At 59.7% G+C, this 16,856-nt stretch carries 11 protein-coding genes; 2 read left to right on the top strand and 9 right to left on the bottom strand.

Going from position 1 to position 16,856, the window contains the following annotated elements; genetic code table 11:
• Positions 1 to 359: 359 nt before the first annotated feature.
• The 3 genes from CE491_RS10255 to CE491_RS10245 all read right to left on the bottom strand — a co-directional run bounded on the left by CE491_RS10255 (position 360) and on the right by CE491_RS10245 (position 5,685).
• Complete coding sequence (locus CE491_RS10255) at positions 360 to 2,348, bottom strand: hypothetical protein (protein WP_110948245.1); 1,989 nt, start codon at positions 2,346 to 2,348, stop codon at positions 360 to 362.
• A 94-nt stretch (positions 2,349 to 2,442) separates the two neighbouring features.
• A complete protein-coding gene (locus CE491_RS10250) occupies positions 2,443 to 4,470 on the bottom strand; it encodes a hypothetical protein (protein ID WP_110948244.1) in 2,028 nt (675 codons plus the stop codon).
• A 252-nt stretch (positions 4,471 to 4,722) separates the two neighbouring features.
• The gene (locus CE491_RS10245; protein WP_110948243.1) at positions 4,723 to 5,685 is read right to left on the bottom strand and encodes a zinc-binding dehydrogenase; all 963 of its coding nucleotides are present in this window, start codon (positions 5,683 to 5,685) and stop codon (positions 4,723 to 4,725) included.
• A gap of 220 nt (positions 5,686 to 5,905) precedes the next feature.
• On the opposite strand from CE491_RS10245, the gene CE491_RS10240 reads away from it, so the two are divergent.
• Positions 5,906 to 7,987: a carboxy terminal-processing peptidase gene (locus tag CE491_RS10240; RefSeq protein WP_199885059.1), complete on the top strand. Its 2,082-nt coding sequence runs from the start codon at positions 5,906 to 5,908 to the stop codon at positions 7,985 to 7,987.
• Positions 7,988 to 8,177: 190 nt separating this feature from the next.
• Here the strand turns inward: CE491_RS10240 and CE491_RS10235 are convergent, their stop codons facing one another.
• The 4 genes from CE491_RS10235 to CE491_RS10220 all read right to left on the bottom strand — a co-directional run bounded on the left by CE491_RS10235 (position 8,178) and on the right by CE491_RS10220 (position 10,804).
• Positions 8,178 to 8,543 carry a hypothetical protein gene (locus CE491_RS10235; RefSeq protein ID WP_110948241.1) on the bottom strand — a complete coding sequence of 122 codons (366 nt, stop codon included), beginning with the start codon at positions 8,541 to 8,543 and terminating at the stop codon, positions 8,178 to 8,180.
• Positions 8,540 to 8,887 (bottom strand): helix-turn-helix domain-containing protein, encoded by a 348-nt coding sequence (locus CE491_RS10230; RefSeq protein WP_110948240.1) that lies wholly within the window; start codon positions 8,885 to 8,887, stop codon positions 8,540 to 8,542. The genes CE491_RS10235 and CE491_RS10230 overlap by 4 nt, the downstream gene beginning before the upstream one ends.
• 260 nt (positions 8,888 to 9,147) lie before the next feature.
• Entirely contained in the window at positions 9,148 to 9,597 is a 450-nt protein-coding gene (locus tag CE491_RS10225; RefSeq protein WP_110948239.1) for a YkvA family protein, read from the bottom strand.
• Positions 9,598 to 10,012: 415 nt separating this feature from the next.
• On the bottom strand, positions 10,013 to 10,804 hold the full coding sequence (locus CE491_RS10220; protein ID WP_110948238.1) for an FKBP-type peptidyl-prolyl cis-trans isomerase: 792 nt from the start codon (positions 10,802 to 10,804) through the stop codon (positions 10,013 to 10,015).
• A 282-nt stretch (positions 10,805 to 11,086) separates the two neighbouring features.
• On the opposite strand from CE491_RS10220, the gene CE491_RS10215 reads away from it, so the two are divergent.
• The gene (locus tag CE491_RS10215; protein ID WP_110948237.1) at positions 11,087 to 11,653 is read left to right on the top strand and encodes a DUF4865 family protein; all 567 of its coding nucleotides are present in this window, start codon (positions 11,087 to 11,089) and stop codon (positions 11,651 to 11,653) included.
• 166 nt (positions 11,654 to 11,819) lie between these two features.
• Here the strand turns inward: CE491_RS10215 and CE491_RS10210 are convergent, their stop codons facing one another.
• Both CE491_RS10210 and CE491_RS10205 read right to left on the bottom strand, forming a co-directional pair.
• Complete coding sequence (locus CE491_RS10210) at positions 11,820 to 12,671, bottom strand: LysR family transcriptional regulator (protein ID WP_110948236.1); 852 nt, start codon at positions 12,669 to 12,671, stop codon at positions 11,820 to 11,822.
• Positions 12,672 to 12,746: 75 nt separating this feature from the next.
• On the bottom strand, positions 12,747 to 16,547 hold the full coding sequence (locus CE491_RS10205; RefSeq protein WP_110948235.1) for a bifunctional nitrate reductase/sulfite reductase flavoprotein subunit alpha: 3,801 nt from the start codon (positions 16,545 to 16,547) through the stop codon (positions 12,747 to 12,749).
• Between the last annotated feature and the right edge of the window lie 309 nt (positions 16,548 to 16,856).

Below are 16,856 nucleotides of genomic sequence, written 5' to 3'. Positions count from 1 at the left end.
GCGAAGCGGACTTCCGAAATAGTTGAACAATTCAGGGGCCGCAGGGGATATGAGGGTGAGGAGAGGCTTCATGTGCAATTGTCCATGTGAGCTCACGTGAGGTTCCAGAATCAGTCGAAAGACGAAACTCTATAGAGAGAGATCGAGAAACGATGCAGGACGGATCGCTCTAATGTGTAGGACAATTCCTACTAATGCAGTGCAGTTAACTAACCCACCCAGCCGCATATCCGATCGTTATAAACCGTATTGTCCACGTTCACCGGAGTGACCTTCCAAATCGAAATAAGTCAAAGGCGACACCAGCGAACTCACTATTAGCGCGAACAAAAAAGGGGAGAACTCTCCCCTTTCATTGCTTAGGGCCTGGCACTACCCAGAGTCAACTCACAGGTAGGGGCGCCCGCACCCGCTCTTCCCATCCAGACATCAACGTCTGTATTGGCTGAGCTGGCAGGTATTCCATCTATACTCGCGGTGTAACTGATGCTCCCAGTGCCATCACGAAGTGTGATGAGTGGTGGATCGTAAGGCAAATACACCACAAATCCGTTGTTGGCTTGTTCCGGGGTCGGCGTAAATGTGAATTTAAAAGTTGCATCCTGCCCACCGGCGCCTGCCGTTCCCACGAAATCGAATGTGAGCAACTGCCCCGCCAATTTCGGTTCGCCTCCGTCGACCGAAAGCTCTGCCACCCACTCTAACGTTGCGTGACGTCTAAGCGAACCACAGTTCAGCAAACCAAAGTCTGGGTCCAGGTGTAAGAACGTGATTGCAGGCAAGGTCACAGTCATGACCGCCACTTCCACTGGCTGATTACCAGAAAGAACGACGGCGTCATTTACCGAAGGATGCGCAATCGAATAATGGACCGGTATGGCATCGCTGTTGCCGGCTGCTTCGATAACGGCCCACGGAATTGAAAACTCGATCTGGAACTCCGCGTCTTCGCTACCCGTTACAACATAGATGCCCCCGGGAACTGCAGGATCGCCAGAGTCAGGTACTGCGGTACCCGCCCAATACAACTGCACAACATCACCAGGTTTGTAATAGTCGTAGATCAGTACGCTGGCGGTAGCGTCCTCCCCCGCATCTTCAGTGGTCAGTTTGTTAGGCGTCGCGCTCACTGCACCCAAGACAGTGACCAGCTCAAGAGCATCGTTGACTGGCCCCGGGTTTTCGGGATCTGTCGGACCAGGCAAACGCAGGTCGACATTAACCTGGACCGTTGTGGGCTCTGGATAATTCAGATCACCTCGCTCAATACGGTACGTTACGTCTACGGTTTTCTCGCCAGGATCGCCATTCAATAAAACAGTGTAGGGAATCGTCACGAATGTCGGGCCCGTGGCCGCCACGTCACCGCTGACTTCTTGGCCGTCCCAAGTGACTACGATGCGGTCACCGGGCAAGGAATTGGTGTACGCCTCTATCTGTGCCTGCACCCCAGTCCGAGCATCCTCGATATCGATCAGATCATCGCCTGGCGACGGCAGCGCCAAAGGCACTGTCAACGGCTTCAGGTTCGCCGGAGCCGGAGTGAGAACGACCCTGATCGGTTTGTAATTGGAGTCGGGGCCCACGTTGCCGACCCTGTCAGTCAGCTTGTAGAAGAGAAACTTGGGGCCTTCTTGATCACCGATCAAACCGGGCGTCAGCTCGAACGTCACAGGCGTGCTGGTGTCGGCCCGGGTCTGCGTGCCAACGCGTGCGGCGCCCTCGTTGCTTCTGCCAAAATACAATTCGACGACGTCGCCTATCTTGCTCTCACGATAGGCCGGGACAGTGACCAGAACGAAACCGTTAGCGTCCAGGTACTCCTTGGTAATGCCGTCGGACTCGACCTCCTCCGGCAACGTGACCACTGCGCCAGCTTGCCCGGAATTAGGCGCCAGTTGGTCAATATAGATCGGCAGCGGTTCAGATATCGTTCCGTTGCCTTGGACGTTTGCGGTAAAGGTCAGACTATGCCGCCCCGCGCCAAGCGTCGCGTCTACTGGCAAGGTCAGTTGAAGAGGAAATACAGCGGGGTTGATCGGTGTTGTAAACGCGAATTGCGACGGGTGCTGGCGCACATTATCCCAATTCAACCAAACAAGCCCTGCCCGCCCAGGGTCAACCTCAAGGACGAATTGCGGAACCTCGACTTTCAGGATCGTTCCCTGATACTGCTTGGCCAACTTATTAGAGTCATCATCGGCGGTGTCGGGCAGCAGGGGGTTGTCCGCGTGCAGCGTCGGCGCGTTCAAGACCAGGCGTTGGCTCCTCAATGATTGCCGAAGTGCGTTTCGTGCCTGCTGTCCCTTGGACACTTCATCACTTACATTCTCTTTGGTGCTACTCATTGTTCACTTCCTCCTTGAGTGGTCTTCAGTCCATTGGCGACGTACTGCACAATCCGGCCTACGATCCTGCGCCACGTTTCGATTACAACTGGGTTCACTTCTTGAAAAGGTCGAGAAACTTATCCAGCATCCCTGTCGAGGCAGGTTCATCGACGCCAGTCGCCGATGTCTGCACAGCGGAAACAGCGTCCGGACCGCACACCTCGCCCGAGGCGTAGGTTCGTGTGATCTTGACGACATCGGTGCGCGATCGCCCGACCGTGCCGTTGGTTTTATAGAGGGTGTAGCGCGCCGTGGCCGAGCCGTTATCCTCCATCGGCGCGATCAGCGTCTCGAAGGGCAACACCACCTGATCGAAGCCATTGCTCGCTTGCGCAGCGCTCAACGTCGTCGAAAACGTCGCCCCCGCGCCCGGAATCGGTGCACTGCCGTTGAGGTTTTTACAGCCCTGCCAGGCCAGCTCGATGCGATCGCCGGCAGCGAAGTGAGAGTCACCCGCGACTGTCACCGTCACGCCCTCCCACAGCCTGGGCACCGTCCCGCAATTGAGATATCCGTAACGGTCGGCATGGGGGAATGACGGCGCGGGCAGATTGACGATCACCTCGATATTCACATTGACAGCGGTCTCCCCGGACAGCTGCTGGTTGACGCCGTTATCGGTCAGGTAATACACCGGCAATGCAGGATTGATCAGCTCAGACTCGATGACAGCCCAAGGGATGACGAAGGACACGGGCTGACCGGCCATATCGCCTGGCTGAACCGTGTAATCGGCGACCCGGATCGCTGCCCGGCCCCAGAACACCTGCATCCGCTCACCGGGATGCGGATCCTGAAACAGCGCGACGGTGGCGGTCGCATCCAGGCCGAAATCGACGCCGGTCAGGGTATTGATCAGGTTAGAGTTCTGCCCGCGGACTTCCAGCAGTCCCAGGGTGACGTTCAACAGCGCCGGGGCACTGGGATGATCCTGACCGGCGATGGTGAAATCCACCGGCACCGAAACCGGCGTCAGCGCAGGCGTAAGCAAAGTCCCGCGACGTATCGAATAGTCCACTTGCACGGTCATCGGCCCCAGGCCTTTGGAGGTCAGCGTGGTCCAGGGCACGTAGGCGCGCAGCGGGAACCCCGAGGGCACAACGGGGATTTCAGCAAGCTCGGTGCCATCCCAATCGATGACGATGAAATGCCCGACGTCGGCGTTGTCGTAACGATCGATTTCAACCGTGACGCCGCCCTCGTTGGTCGCGCCTTCACGGGCATGCTGGCGATCGATCAGGCCGCGGGCCGACAACGGCACGCGCGCGGGCTTGAGGTTTTCCGGCGGCGGCGTCAGGTCGACCGTAATTGGCGAGAGCTCCGACCGGGGACCGGTATTGCCCGCCAGGTCGCGCAGCGTGTAATACAGATAGCGCGTGCCTTGACCGGATTGCCTGATCAACTGCTCGGCAACCGTGATGATCAATCGGCCGTAATCAATGTCCTCTTGGGTGAACAGCACTTCGCCCTTGACCGGTTCGCCGTCGGGCGGCGGGTTGCTGGCAGTCCAGTACCAGGTCGCGACGTCTTTGGCCCTGATTGCGAACCAGCGAGGCAACACGCATTGCACCTGACCCTCTCGGGTCAGGTATTCGTCCGAGATAATGCCCGCCAACTCGGCGGGGAATATTGCCAGTTGCGGCCGCAGCCCGGCGTCAGGCGGCGTCAGATCGACGGTGACAGTGGTTTTCACCGACTCCTGGGCTTCATTGTTCAATACCGAGATCTTGTACGAGAGTTCGTAGACCCGCTCCTCCAGCAGCCAGTTGGGCACTTGAACGTTTTTGTCACCGGGCGCGATCGGCGGCTCGAAGGTGAAGCGATCCACCTCATTGAAAGGAGATCCGGCAGCCCGCCATGAGAGCACCACGGTGTTGGGACGATCAGGCACAAAAAGCCATGCCGGGATGATGACGTCAAGATCGGCCTGCAGCGCAGTACGCGGCAGCAGCCCTCCAGCCTCTTCGTTGCCGTCATCGTCCTTGAGAATCGCCGGCACCACAGGCGCCGCAAACTCGGCGTTCATGAGCCAGTGGCCGCTGTCGGCGTCTTCACTGTCTAGCTGGAAAACGTTGTCCATGGCAGATCATCCTTGAATCTGAAACGGGCAGCCGGGTCCTCCCGGAGTCAATCTCCAGGTGCACAGCGCGTGGGCTGTCTGCTGCTGAGTTGCGATCGATTAAGCGCCGGTTTTCGCGAGTTGGGTACTGTCAGAAATGACAGGTTTCGCCACCGTTCGTCGGGTGCAGAGCGGCTTTCGAAGCCATGAAACGACTACGGCGTGATCAAGGCGATCACGCCGTAGGGCGGACAGAATGTAGACGAGTGAGGCTCAGGCCAGATCGGGATCGATCACCAACACCACCTTGCCCGACACCTGATTGGTCGCCAGTTCCGCGAATGCCTCTTCGGCCTCGCTGATCGGAAAACTGCGCGCCAGTTGCGGCGTGAGGCGGCCTTCGGTGAACAGCGGCCAGACGTGCTGCCCCAAGTCGCTCAGCAAGTCAGCCTTGAACTGATCGTCGCGGCTGCGCAGGGTCGAGCCGAGGATTTGAATGCGCTTGCCCAGCACCAGGGCCAGATCCAGTTCTGCCTTGCGCCCACCCATCAGGCCGATCAGCACCAGACGCCCGTCAGTGCCCAGCACCTTGAGGTTGAGCGCGGCGTAGTTGGCGCCTACCGGATCGAGAATCACATTGAACGGGGCGAAATCGCTCAAGCCGTCCAGACTCTCATTACGCAGCACCCCGCCTTGGGCGCCCAGCGCTTCGCAATGCGCCAAGCGCTCCGCCGAGCCGACGCTGACCCAGCACGGGCTGCCAAACGCCTTGCACAGCTGAATGGCGGCTGAACCAACTCCACTTGCTCCAGCGTGCAGCAAAACTTTTTCGCCGGGTTTCAGCCCCGCCAGTTGAAACAGGTTCAGCCAGGCCGTTGCATAGACTTCCGGTATCCCCGCCGCTTCGTGCAGTGACATGCCCGCTGGTACCGGCAAGACATGCCGTGCATCGACAACCGCCTCTTCGGCCATCGCCCCGCCTGCAACCAGCGCACAGACGCGGTCGCCGACTTCCCACGACGTACCGGAACCCACTTCGGCGATCACCCCGGAACACTCCATGCCAAGGATTTCCGTGACGCCTGGGGGCGGCGGATACAGACCTGCCCGTTGCAGCAGGTCGGCCCGATTGAGTCCTGCCGCAGCGACCTTGATACGGACTTGCCCTACATCGAGCGTCGGTGACGGCTGTTCAACCCATTCGACATGACCTTCAACGCCTTGCAATGCTTTCACGGTGCCTCCATAGTGAGTCTCGACTGAGCCCGATGTGCTTCATGGCACACGGGCTTTTTGCATTATGCGACCGGGTTTCGCATCAGGTTGTGTGAAATACGTCACGAGCGACGGCAACACAAGGTAGCCAAGCGCAGTCGTTTTCACGGAGCCTGAAAGGAACCGGCGACCTCAAAGACGGCCTAATATGCGTTATCAATTGTCCCCGCGTCGAATCAGCATGAAGCATTTTCTACCCAGCACCACCCTTGCATTTCTCATTGGCCTGGCTGCCCTGCCAATGTCGGCCAGTTCGTTCGCAGCCAACAGCTGGGACAATCTTCAACCTGATCGCGATGAAGTCATTGCGAGCTTGAATGTCGTGGAGCTGCTCAAGCGCCATCACTACAGCAAGCCGCCGCTGGACGACAAGCGCTCGGAAATCATTTATCAAAGCTACCTCAAACTCCTCGATCCTGCGCGCAGCTACTTCCTGGCCAGCGATATCGCCGAGTTCGACAAGTGGCGCTTTCAGTTCGACGATTTCCTCAAGAGCGGCGATCTGAACCCGGGATTCACTATCTACAAGCGCTATCTGGACCGCATCAAGTCGCGTCTGGATTTCGCTCTGGCCCAGTTGGATAAAGGCGTCGACAAGATCGATCTGACCACCAACGAAACCTTGCTGGTCGACCGCAAGGACGCGCCATGGCCGAAGAACGAAGCCGAACTCGATGACCTGTGGCGCAAACGCGTCAAGGACGAAGTGCTGCGCCTGAAGATCGCGGGCAAAGACCCGGCGAAGATTCAGGAAACCCTGACCAAACGTTACAAGAATCAGTTGGCGCGTTTGGGGCAGACCCGCAGCGAAGACATCTTTCAGGCGTACCTCAACACCTTCGCGATGTCCTACGATCCGCACACCAATTATCTGTCGCCTGACAGCGCGGAAAACTTCGACATCAACATGAGTCTGTCGCTGGAAGGCATCGGGGCCGTCCTGCAAAGCGATAACGACAACGTCAAGATCGTGCGCCTGGTACCGGCGGGTCCTGCTGCCAAGACCAAGCAAGTGGCCACCGCCGACAAGATCATCGGCGTCGCCCAGGGCGACAAGGAAATGGTCGACGTGATCGGCTGGCGTCTGGACGAAGTGGTCAAGCTGATTCGCGGCCCGAAAGGCTCGGTCGTGCGTCTGGAGATCGTCCCGGCGAGCAATGCGCCGAACGATCAGACCACCAAGATCGTGTCGATCACCCGCGAAGCAGTGAAGCTCGAAGAGCAGGCGGCCAAGAAGTCCATCCTGCACCTGAATCAGGATGGCAAGGACTACAAGCTGGGCGTGATCGAGATTCCTGCCTTCTATCTGGACTTCAAGGCCTACCGTGCCGGCGACCCCGAGTACAAGAGCACCACGCGCGACGTGAAGAAACTGCTGACAGAATTGCAGTCGGAGAAAGTCGACGGTGTGGTCATCGACCTGCGTAACAACGGCGGCGGTTCCCTGCAGGAAGCGACCGAGCTGACCAGTCTGTTCATCGACAAAGGCCCGACCGTACTGGTGCGTAACGCCGACGGTAAGGTCGACGTGTTGGAAGACGAAAACAGCGGCGCATTCTACAAAGGGCCAATGGCATTGCTGGTCAACCGCCTGTCCGCCTCGGCTTCGGAGATTTTCGCCGGCGCCATGCAGGACTATCACCGCGCGTTGATCATCGGTGGTCAGACCTTCGGTAAAGGCACCGTGCAGACCATTCAGCCGCTGAACCACGGCGAACTGAAACTGACCCTGGCCAAGTTCTACCGGGTTTCCGGGCAGAGCACCCAGCATCAGGGCGTCCTGCCGGACATCGCTTACCCGTCGATCATCGACACCAAGGAAATCGGCGAAAGTGCCCTGCCCGAAGCAATGACCTATGACACCATCAAGCCTGCGATCAAGCCGGCGGTGGATCCGTTCAAACCGTTCCTGGCACAGCTGCAATCGCGTCACGACGTGCGCTCCGCCAAAGACGCCGAGTTCGTGTTCGTCGAGCAGAAGCTGGCACTGGCCAAGAAGCTGATGAGCGAGAAAACCGTCAGCCTCAACGAAGCCGAGCGTCGCACCGAGCACGCCGACATCGAGAACAAGCAGCTGGTGATGGAAAACGTGCGTCGTAAGGCCAAGGGCGAAGAACCGCTCAAAGAGCTGAAGAAAGAGGACGAAGACGCGCTGCCGGTTGACGACGACAAGACCAAACCGGAAGACGATGCGTATCTGGCAGAAACCGGCCGGATTCTCCTCGACTACCTGAGTTTGAGCGGGTCCGTGGCGAAGAAGTGAGGTTGTCGATTCAAGATCGTCATCCATGAAAGAGGACGACGAGATGGCAAAGAGTCATCAGCCAGTCTTGAATCTGTCGTGAAATATAGGGGCTCGGCGCCAAGCGTCGGGCCCTTTTTCTTGGGCGTGCATGTGATCGATACGGCCGTGCTGAGCGTCGAGCCACTCGCGGCAAACTCAGTGCGTCGACTTAGCCCTCTTCTGGATAGTCGAACTCAAACACCCGCACCACTTCGGCGGCGTGCCAGGAGGCGGCGGCGACGCCGTCGGAGGGGCCGGAGAAGCGGTTCAGGCGTTCGGCGCATTCGAAGAAGCCGGTGCGTGGCAGGCGGCTGGCGCCTTGGCTGATGACCAGCGAACTGCGCAATGGCTGTTCGGCACGGGCGTCGAGGGCGGCGAGGTGTTCGAGGGCGGCGGTCAGGGTCTGCATCGCCGGGGTGGGCAGTTGCAGGCGTTCCAGCAAAGCGCGATAGGTCACCAGATGACGCTGCCGACGCGCCAGGGCCAGTTCAGCCAGCAGCGCGTCCCAATGCTGACGGCTGATGCGCACGCTCATGACTCACCTCGCCAGCCGGGCACGCCCAGCTCCCAGGCCAGACTTCTGCGAATGGCCGCATCCGGTTGGCGCGTGCCGTTTTCGATCAGTTCGAGATAGGAAGGACTGATGCCCACAGCCCGCGCCAGCTTGGCAGCGTCAATGCCTTTGGCCTGGCGCAGCGGGCCCAGTTGGTCGAAGGATGGGTAATTGACAGCAGCATCCGAGGCGTCGCCAGGCTGGGGTGCGGGCGCTGTGTATTGTGGACTGGCCGCCCCGGCGGCCTGCAACAACGCCTGATACTGCGCCCACGGCAACACCGCGTACTCTGGCTCTCCATCACGAGAAATAACCTGAAGATCCATACCACCCCCTGTAGGACAAAAAGCCGTTTCTTGTAATCTTTTTTTAGATATTGGCGGCATCTTAACAGCGGATGGGGGGCAAAGGCGTGCGCTCGATCGACAGAGCTCTCTGAAGAACGACGTTTTCCGGGGGTGGGAGGTAGATGACGAAGACAGCGGGTCTGCTCAGCCCGTGTAGCAGCGTGGCTTACGCGGTGACGAACTCAAGGTCATCACCGCTGGGAGGTCGGACTGCTAAGGACTTATGCCCACGACGAGCGTTAATCCTTCTTCTCCTGCTCAAGCAGTTTCGGCGTCTTGGGCAAACGCTCGACCACTGCCAGCTTTTCGGGGTTCTGTCGCTCACGCCAGGCGCGGAAAGCACTGAGTTCGGCCTCGAGATTCTTCATGACCCACGCCAGGACAGCGATGTCGTCGAGCATGCCCAGCCCCGGAATCCAGTCGGGAATGGCGTCCAACGGACTCAGGAAATACATCAGCCCCGCCACCACCGACAGGATTGCCTTGCCGCTAATGGCCCGGTACTCACCGCGCCAGTAAGCCAGGCACAACGCCTGCAGTAGCTTCAGATCGTCCTTGAGCTTGCCCAATCGGTTACCTTCGCTCGCCGCCTTGCCTGCGACCGCGAACAGCAAGGCAGGCAGACGACCCGCCGCCATTAAGCGTTTGGCCATGGGGAGATAACGAATGAAATTCCAGGGTGCTTTCATATTCGCTCCAGCGATACCGATAAAAATCGACCAATTGGTCAATCGCCACTGATGGAAGAACCCAGCCAGGACTTGCAAGCCTGCACGCACGAAAGGTTATCCACACAAATTGTGGATAACCTTGTGAACAGAGCCGCTTTGTGGCCCTGAAACGCCCGTACTATCGAGCTTTGGCTTAGATCGCGCGTTTTTTACTCACATAAAAAAACGCAGAAATTCATTGACTTGAGCATCTGCCGAGGCTATCGGATGCGTATCGAAACCTGACACACCCATCAATAAATCCCGACGCTCGCTCGATTCATCAACGGTATTGGGACTGTAACTGCCCAACCCGGTTCGATTTTTTTTCGACAAAAATGAAAATGCCCCGTCGAGACGGGGCATTTCGTGCAGGCGGTAATCGATGTATCGATTACTTCTTCGCCGCAGGCTTGGCAGGTTCGGCTGCCGGTGCAGCGTCTTCTTCCTCGTCGGCACCCGCAGCGCCAGCGGCATCGTTGCCTGCTGCAGCCGGATCCTTGATGCCCAGCAGTTCCAGATCGAAAACCAGAACCGAGTTGGCCGGAATCATCGGGCTTGGGCTTTGTGCGCCGTAGGCCAGATCGCTCGGGATGTAGAGCTTGACCTTCTCGCCGACGTGCATCAGTTGCAGGCCTTCGACCCAACCAGGGATCACACCGCTGACCGGCAGATCGATCGGGCTGCCGCGCTCGACGGAGCTGTCGAACACCTTGCCATCCGTCAGCTTGCCTTCGTAGTGAACGGTCACGACATCAGTCGGCTTGGGCACTGGGCCGTCGGCTTGCTTGATAATTTCGTATTGCAGGCCGGAAGCAGTGGTGGTGACTTCCTTGCGCTTGCCGTTTTCTTCGAGGAATTTCTTGCCAGCGGCTGCCGACTCTTCGCTCATCTTGGCCATGCGTTCTTCAGCACGCTTCTGCAGCTCGCCGAAAGCCGCTACCAGCTCTTCGTCTTTGAGTTTCTGTTCTTTCTTGCCGACGGCATCTTCGATACCCAGCGCGACGGCTTTGGAATCCAGATCGTCCATACCTTCCTGAGCCAGACTTTTGCCCATATTCAGGCCGATGCCATAAGAGGCTTTTTGTGCCGGGGTTTTCAGCTCAACGGTGCTGGCTTGCTTATCGCAGCCCGCGAGTACCAGACCGACCAGGGCAATCGCCGCTGCCAACCGATGCTGTTTCATCCTGTTTCCTTGTTCATGCGCCAATAGGGCAAACGAGTAAAGCCGCGAGCTTATCAGGCCGCCGCGATCAATGGCTACCGGCATGAGAGGGAGAAAAGGCAGATAAGTTCAGGTATCCAAAGGTTTTCTCGCTCTCTCGAGAAAACCGTTCAGTTTTGGTTCAGACAGCCCGGCGACGACCAATCATTACCGAACCCCATCACAGCTATATTGCTATCGATCTGTTTTCTGCGAACGACACGGCGCAACCTTGTACCTATCGACTACAGACAGGAGCAAGCCATGTTCGCCATGCAGTATTCCCACAGACTTCCTTCGGACTACGACATGCAGGTGATCCGCCATCGCGCACGACAACGCGGGCCGATCTGGGACACCGCCGAGGGGCTGGTGCTCAAGGCGTTCGTCTCACAGGAGCGAGGTCAGAACGGCGCCCTCGGCAACCTCTATGCCTCGGTTTACCTCTGGCTCGATCCAACCGCTGCAGCCAGCTTTCTGACCAGCGACAAATTCATCAGCGTCATCGACTCGTTCGGCCGCCCCGCCATCGAAACCTGGCTGCCGCTGGATGCCAGGCGTGGGCCCGCCAGGCAACCGGCTTGGTTGTATCGCGAAGAACTGGCGCTGAATGCAGCGGGCGATATGACGGCGTTGCCCGCCAGGGAGTCAGCACGTAACCGGCACCTTGCCGAGCAGCCTGAGACGGTTGCGGCGTGGACCGTTCTTGATCTGAAAGACTGGCGACTGGTGCGCTTCCAGCTGTGTTCCGGTCCGCCGGCCGCATCGCCCGATGCGACGGTTTACCACGTGCTGCATCTGGCAGCGCCGGGGCTGGGGCACCTGTCGTGAGAAGCGCTACATCGGCACGTGACAAAACCGACCAACCAGGCTCAGAAACCGCCGCCGACATCCTTGCTGCACACCTGATGGGGCTGGCAATCGGCGCGGCGCTGATCATGAGTCTGACGATAGCCTTGGCCGTTACCCTACGCCGGCTCGGCTCTTTCTGACAGGTTCAGAGGGCTGTCGAACGCAGGGCCGCCGCCAGGGTGGCGAGGACTGTGCGGCTCTGCTCGGAGGACGCGCTGGAATGCAGCACCACCTCGCGCAGTGGCAACGCCGGCAGCCCCAGTTGCGGCCCGACGTCGATCAGCCCCTCGGGGGCCACGCGCCGGGACATTACCGCGACCGCCAACCCTGCGGACACCGCTGCGCCAATTGTCATCACCCCACCGCCAACGAAGACTTCCGTCCACGGGATGTCCGCCTCGCCCAGCGCGGTGATCGCCATGCTGCGCACGCTGCAACGCTCTGCCTGAGTGGCCAGGTGCAAAGGCAGGCCCTGCTGATGCACGAAGTCTCTGGAGGCCATCCAGCCGAAACCTTCCTGAAACAGCACCTCTCCATCGAGCCGCCGATTGTCGTGACGCAGCACGATGGCGCCTTCGATGTCCCCCTGATCGAAGGCATCCAGCACGCCACGAGATGTAGAAACGCGCAACTCGACGATTAGATTGGGATGCGCGGTTTTCAGGTACTTGAGCAGGATCGGCAGTTCGGCGCCGACGATGTGATGGCTGATGCCAAGCACCAGACGCCGTCGGGGCACATCGAACGAACCGATCGCGCCTTGGTGAGCGGCCACCAGATTGCGTGCCGAGGCGAGAAACACACTGCCTTCGGCGGACAACTGAACGCGTCGCGGGGTGCGCTCGAGCAGGCGGCGCCCGAGAGTGTCTTCCAGACGTTTGATCTTGAGGCTGACGGCCGATTGCGTGCTGTCGATCGCCTCGGCAGCACGGGTGAAACTCTTGAGGTCCGCGACCATGACGAACGCATGAACGGCATCGATATCGAGTGTTTTCATAGAGCCATACATTACCAATGAAAATCAATAAAGCAATCGGCGATGCGTATTTCACATGATAGAAGTCGTGGGGCCTCAATACACATCTCGCACATAACGCTTGTGTTCGGCCAGATCACGCAGATGTTCGGCCGCCCGTTCTTCACTCAAGCCGCCATGCTGGCTGATGACATCGCGCAGCGCGTGATCGACATCCCTGGCCATGTGCGTAGCGTCGCCACAGATGTAGATCTGCCCTCCCTCCTGCAACCACTTCCACAGCTCGGCACCTTGTTGGCGGATGCGATGCTGAACGTAGATTTTCTCGGCCTGATCGCGGGAAAACGCCAGGCTAAGGTGAGTCAGCAGCCCGTCCTTTTGCATGTCCTGCAGCTCGTCGCGATAGTAGAAATCGGTGGCCGCGTGCTGCTCGCCGAAGAACAGCCAGTTACGGCCTTGATCACCGCGCGCCCGGCGCTCCTGCAAAAAAGCCCGAAAGGGCGCCACGCCAGTGCCTGGCCCGATCATGATCATCGGCACACCCCCATCGGCGGGCGGGCGAAAGTGCTGGGTCGGTTGCAGGAAGATCGGCACCTCACAGGCGTCGGCGCGATCGGCGAGAAAGGTCGATGACACACCTTTACGCTTGCCGTAGCGCACCGCCGAAACGGTGAGGTGAACCGCGTCGGGATGAGCCTTCGCACTGGAAGCGATGGAATACAAACGCGGTTGCAGCGGCTTGAGATTTTCCAGCAGCTCTTCCCCGGAACAACTTAGGGGAAACTCGCGCAGCACGTCCGCCAGTTGTCGCCCCCACAGCCAGCTTTTCAGCTCACCCTTGAAGGGTTCACTGAGCAGGGTTTTCAGCTCCGGACTGGCGCCGCGCGTGGCGATGAAATCCAGTGCCTGCCGGTTGGGTCGGGCGATTTCGAATCGCTCGGTCAGTGCCTGTCGCAGCGATATGTCCCCCAGCTTCTCGACCTGAACCGACTGCTCGCCATTGAGGCCTGTCAGTTCCAGCAACTCGTCAACCAGCCCCGGACAGTTGCGCGGCCACACGCCCAATGCATCACCCGCTTCGTACCTCATGCCCGAATCACCGAGGGTCAGCGCGAACTGACGGGTATCCTTGCCCGCGCCCTCCCCGTTCAGGCGCCGATTGATCGCCAGCCTGGCTGGATGTGGCTGCGCGCGGGACGGCTGATCACCGGGTGGAGCTTCGAATGCGACGTCGGGAATGTCCAGCGCCAATGCCTGTTGCAATGCCTTGAACCAACGCTCGGCGGGCGTCTGAAAATCGCCATCGCAATCCACTCGTGCTATCAGCGGCGACGCCCCCAGACTCGACAGGCGCTGTTCGAGACGCTTGCCATGCTGACAGAAGTTTTCATAACTCGGATCGCCCAGCGCGAGTACCGCATAACGCAGTGATTCCAGTCGCGCCTGTTGCGCGTTCAGCGACTGCCAGAAGCCCTGGCCGTTATCCGGGGCGTCGCCGTCGCCAAAGGTGCTGCTGATCAGCGCGACCGTGCCGGTTTCGGCCAGGCGGGTCACGGGAAAACTGTCCATCGCCGTGACCCGAACCGGCACGCCCACGGCGCGCAAGCGGCTACCGAACCCCTTGGCCAGCGCCTCGGCATTACCCGTCTGTGAGGCCCACAGCAGAGTCAACAGCGGCATGCCTTCGACCTCTTCGAGCAGCTCGACATCGGCCTGCGGCAGATCGAGAAAACGGTGGCCGATCAACTCGACCTTCTTCAATGCCACGGCGCAGAACTTGAATTCCGGCTGTTGCGAAATCGGGTCGACGGCATCGCTGGTGATCGCGTTGATCGCCAGGTTTTCGCCGTACACATCGTTCCAGTGAAACGGCGCAAAGCAATTGCCCGGCCGCACCCGATCGGTAACCACCGCCGGCAGCACGGCGCGCCCTCTGGCCGAACTCACTTCGACGGCGTCCTTGTCGGCAATGCCGAGGCTTGTTGCGTCGTCGGGGTGAATTTCGACGAAGGGGCCGGGGTTGAGTTTGTTCAGGGTCGCGACTTTGCCGGTCTTGGTCAGCGTGTGCCATTGGTGCTGCACGCGGCCGGTGTTGAGCACCAGCGGGTAGTTTTCATTGGGCATTTCAGCGGGCGGCATGTGCGGGCGCGGAAGGAACACCGCCCTGCCATGTTCGGTGGCGAAGATGATGGCCGGGCGCTGGCCTTGCGCGTCCAGTTTGAGGGTCTGACTGGCGCCATGGTTGAGGTAGCGAATCGGATTGCGCGTGGCGTCGCTGCCAGGTGCGCAGGGCCATTGCAGTGAGCCTTCACGCAGACGCGCGTAACTGGCGCCACGAATGTCGTAGCCGGTCTGCGGGTTCCACGCCTGTTTGATTTCCTCGAAGACGTCCTCGGCCGAACGGTAGCTGAATGCCTCGGCGAAACCCATTTCGCAGGCCACGCGGGCGATGATCTGCCAGTCGGGCAAGGCGTCGCCGGGCGCATCGACCGCTTTTTGCGTCAGGTTCAGGTTGCGTTCGGAGTTGATCATCACGCCATCGGCTTCGGCCCATAGCGCGCCAGGTAACAGGATGTCGGCGTAGCGGTTGGTTTCCGTGTCGAGGAAGGCGTCCTGGGTGATCACCAGTTCGGCGGCCTGCAACCCTTCGATCACCGTGGCGCGGTTGGCGACGCTGGCGACCGGGTTGGTGCAGATGATCCAGCACGCCTTGATCGTGCCCTCGCGCATCTGCTGGAACAGATCGATGGTGCCGCCGCCGACTTTCTGGCCGAGGCTACCTTGGGGGATCGACCACATGCCTTCCATATAGCTGCGATCCGCTTCGGCCAGTACCGAGCGCTGCCCGGGAAGTCCCGGCCCCATGTAGCCCATTTCCCTGCCGCCCATGGCATTGGGCTGGCCGGTGAGGGAAAACGGGCCGCTGCCGGGACGACAGATCGCCCCGGTCGCCAAGTGCAGATTGCACAGCGCGTTGGTGTTCCATGTGCCGTGGGTGCTCTGGTTCAGGCCCATGGTCCAACAGCTCATCCACTCCGGTGCCTGGCCGATCAACTGCGCGGCCTGACGAATATCCGCTTCGGCGAGCCCCGTGATCTGTGCCACGTGGGCCGGGAAATACGCGGCGAGGAAGTCGGGCATCGCGTTCCAGCCCTGGGTGTAGGAGGCGATGAAGTCAGCGTCGATGTCGCCGTTTTCGAGCAGTAGGTACAACAGGCCATTGAGCAGTGCCAGGTCGGTGCCAGGTCTGATCTGCAGAAACAGGCTGGCCTTGTCTGCCGTGGCACTGCGCCGAGGATCGACGACGATCAGCTTCGCCCCGGCCTTGACCCGATCCATCATGCGCAGGAACAGGATCGGATGACAGTCGGCCATATTAGCGCCGATCACGAAGAACAGATCGGCCTTGTCGAAATCATCGTAGGAACCTGGCGGGCCATCGGAGCCCAGCGACAGTTTGTAGCCGCTGCCGGCACTGGCCATGCACAACCGCGAGTTGGATTCGATGTTGGGGGTGCGCACAAACCCCTTGGCCAGTTTGTTGGCCAGGTATTGCGCCTCCAGGGACATCTGCCCGGAGACGTAAAAAGCCAGCGCGTCGGGGCCGTCGCGGTCGAGAATTGCGAGCAGGCGCTGCGCGGTTTCGCCGATCGCGGTATCGATGTCGGTGCGCACTGGGTCTTTATGTCGTTGATGACGCAGATACGCCGACTCCATGCGCCCGGACTCGGCGATGGCCTGGCCGCAGGTCGTGCCCTTGGTGCACAGGCGACCGAAGTTGGTGGGGTGGCTTTTGTCGCCACCGACCTTGATCACCCGATTGTTCTCGACCTGCATGACGATGCCGCAGCCGACGCCGCAATAAGGACACACACTTCGCACGCTGTTGCTCGCCATATCCACTTTCCCGAAGCCAAAAAAAGACGCCCTGTTCCCCTCCGCTGAAAAAAAACGGGGAGCACACGGCGCCTTTGTCGTGAAGATGGCAATCGGCGTTGACTGCCTGCAGGGGTGCAGTTGCAAACGGCAGGCCAGTGTCAGGAGCATGGCCTATAGCGACGCAGATTGGCGGCCGTGAAGGATTTGAAAGCGAAAGCGTCGGTGGGCCGAATTGCTACAGGTTGGGGCAAATGTCGCCCAATCCGCACCTTTTCCGTGCCTCGTAATGGCAGTCGCGACTGATCCACTGCATCAGTCTGATTTGGC

Source organism: Pseudomonas bohemica (assembly GCF_002934685.1).
Lineage (GTDB): Bacteria > Pseudomonadota > Gammaproteobacteria > Pseudomonadales > Pseudomonadaceae > Aquipseudomonas > Aquipseudomonas bohemica.
This window is presented reverse-complemented; position numbering and strand designations above follow the sequence as displayed.

Excerpts from the sequence above, each read along its gene's own strand:
- CE491_RS10255 (WP_110948245.1), bottom strand. The coding sequence starts at position 2,348 with ATGAGTAGCACCAAAGAGAATGTAAGTGATGAAGTGTCCAAGGGACAG.
- CE491_RS10250 (WP_110948244.1), bottom strand. The coding sequence starts at position 4,470 with ATGGACAACGTTTTCCAGCTAGACAGTGAAGACGCCGACAGCGGCCAC.
- CE491_RS10240 (WP_199885059.1), top strand. The coding sequence starts at position 5,906 with ATGAAGCATTTTCTACCCAGCACCACCCTTGCATTTCTCATTGGCCTG.
- CE491_RS10235 (WP_110948241.1), bottom strand. The coding sequence starts at position 8,543 with ATGAGCGTGCGCATCAGCCGTCAGCATTGGGACGCGCTGCTGGCTGAA.
- CE491_RS10230 (WP_110948240.1), bottom strand. The coding sequence starts at position 8,887 with ATGGATCTTCAGGTTATTTCTCGTGATGGAGAGCCAGAGTACGCGGTG.
- CE491_RS10225 (WP_110948239.1), bottom strand. The coding sequence starts at position 9,597 with ATGAAAGCACCCTGGAATTTCATTCGTTATCTCCCCATGGCCAAACGC.
- CE491_RS10220 (WP_110948238.1), bottom strand. The coding sequence starts at position 10,804 with ATGAAACAGCATCGGTTGGCAGCGGCGATTGCCCTGGTCGGTCTGGTA.
- CE491_RS10215 (WP_110948237.1), top strand. The coding sequence starts at position 11,087 with ATGTTCGCCATGCAGTATTCCCACAGACTTCCTTCGGACTACGACATG.
- CE491_RS10210 (WP_110948236.1), bottom strand. The coding sequence starts at position 12,671 with ATGAAAACACTCGATATCGATGCCGTTCATGCGTTCGTCATGGTCGCG.
- CE491_RS10205 (WP_110948235.1), bottom strand. The coding sequence starts at position 16,547 with ATGGCGAGCAACAGCGTGCGAAGTGTGTGTCCTTATTGCGGCGTCGGC.